A 1,691-nucleotide genomic window follows, 5' to 3' on the forward strand; every position below is an offset into this window, starting at 1 on the left:
GCGGCCTGCGCGTCGGTCGCGACCATGCCACCGCCGCCCCACGGCCCCCACGCGACGGCCGTCGCGGGCAGGCCCGCGGCCCGGCGGTGGTCGGCGAGACCGTCCAGGTAGGCGTTGGCAGCCGCGTACGCGCCCTGCCCGCTGCTGCCCCAGACACCGGAGATGGAGGAGAACAGGACGAACGCGTCCAGGGGTGTGCCGGTGAGCAGTTCGTGCAGGTTCCGCGCCCCGTCGGCCTTGGCCGTCAGTACGTCGGCGAACCCGGTGAGGTCGTCCGGGTCGAGGTCGGCGAGGGCGGCGGAGCGTTCGATGCCCGCGGCGTGGACGACCGCGGTGAGCGGGAACTCGGCGGGGACCGAGGCGAGTACGTCCGCCAGCGCGTTCCGGTCGGCCGCGTCACAGGCCGCGATCGTGACCCGGGCGCCGAGCGCGGTCAGTTCGGCGCACAGCTCGTCCGCGCCCTCTGCGGCAGGACCGCGCCTGCTGGTCAGGAGCAGGTGTGCGGCGCCCTGGCCGGCCAGCCACCGGGCGACGTGCGCGCCCAGGGCTCCGGTACCGCCGGTGACGAGGACCGTGCCACGCGGCGACCAGCCCGTGCCGGGCGCCTCGCCGGCCCCGCCCACCGGGGCGGGTGTCAGCCTGCGGCTCAGCACGTGGCCGCCGCGCAGCGCGATCTGGTCCTCGCCGCTGGCCCCGGCCGCCGCGAGCACGGAAGCCAGCAGGTCGCCGGTCCCCTCGTCCCACGTTTCCAGCAGGTCGCCGGTCTCCTCGTCCCGCGTTTCCGGCAGGTCGACGAGACCGCCCCAGCGGCCGGGCTGCTCCAGGGCGGCCACCCGGCCGAGACCCCACAGCATCGACTGCTCGAACCCGGTGACCGTGTCGTCGGTGCCGGTCGAGACCGCGCCCGACGTGAGGCACCACAGCGGCACGTCCACGTCGCCGAGCGCCCGCAGCAGACGGACGGTGGCGGCGACGCCCGCGGGCACGGTCGACTCACCGGCGTCGGCGAGCCCCAGCAGCGAGACCACGCCCGTCAAGCCCGACGGCTCCCCCAGCTCCCGTTCCCATCCACCGCCTTGCGGGTCCACGTGCAGGACACGCACGTCCGCGCCCTTGCGCGTGAGCGCGTCACCGACCCACTCGGCACGCTCCTCACCGGCCGCCGCGACGACCAGCCAAGCACCGTCCGACCGCCGGCTCTCCACGGCCACCCGACGCCAGTCGACGCGGTACCGCCAGCCGTCGGCCGTGGACCGGTCGCGCTGCTTCCTGCGCCACGCGGAGAGGCTGGGGAGCACGGCGCTCAGCGGGTCGTCGGACGACACGCCCAGCGTGCGGGCGAGATCCGCGATGTCGCCCTCCTCCACGACCTCCCAGAACCGTGCCTCCACCGGCGATACGTGCTCAGCACCGTGGGCGGCGTCCGGGGTGTCCAGCCAGAAGCGCTCCCGCTGGAAGGCGTACGTCGGCAGGTCCACGCGCCGAGCACCCCGACCGGCGAGGAACGCCTCCCAGTCGACGTCGACACCGCACACGTGCAGCCGGCCGACCGCCGTCGTGGCGGCCACCGCTTCGGGACGGTCGCCGCGCAGCGTTGGTACGAAGGTCGCTTCCGGCGCGGTCTCCTGCCCGAGCGCGGCCAGGGTGCCGCCGGGGCCGACCTCGACGAACGTGGTCACGCCCTCGTCCGT

Annotated in this window: 1 protein-coding gene; it reads right to left on the reverse strand. The window is 75.6% G+C overall.

Translation table 11 applies throughout. The features are described from left to right. Window positions 1-1,679: SDR family NAD(P)-dependent oxidoreductase (locus AB0I16_RS35765; protein ID WP_363253858.1), on the reverse strand; the 1,679-nt coding region annotated here is incomplete at its 3' end. Between the last annotated feature and the right edge of the window lie 12 nt (window positions 1,680-1,691).

It is taken from the genome of Streptomyces sp. NPDC050703 (assembly GCF_040654435.1).
Lineage (GTDB): Bacteria > Actinomycetota > Actinomycetes > Streptomycetales > Streptomycetaceae > Streptomyces.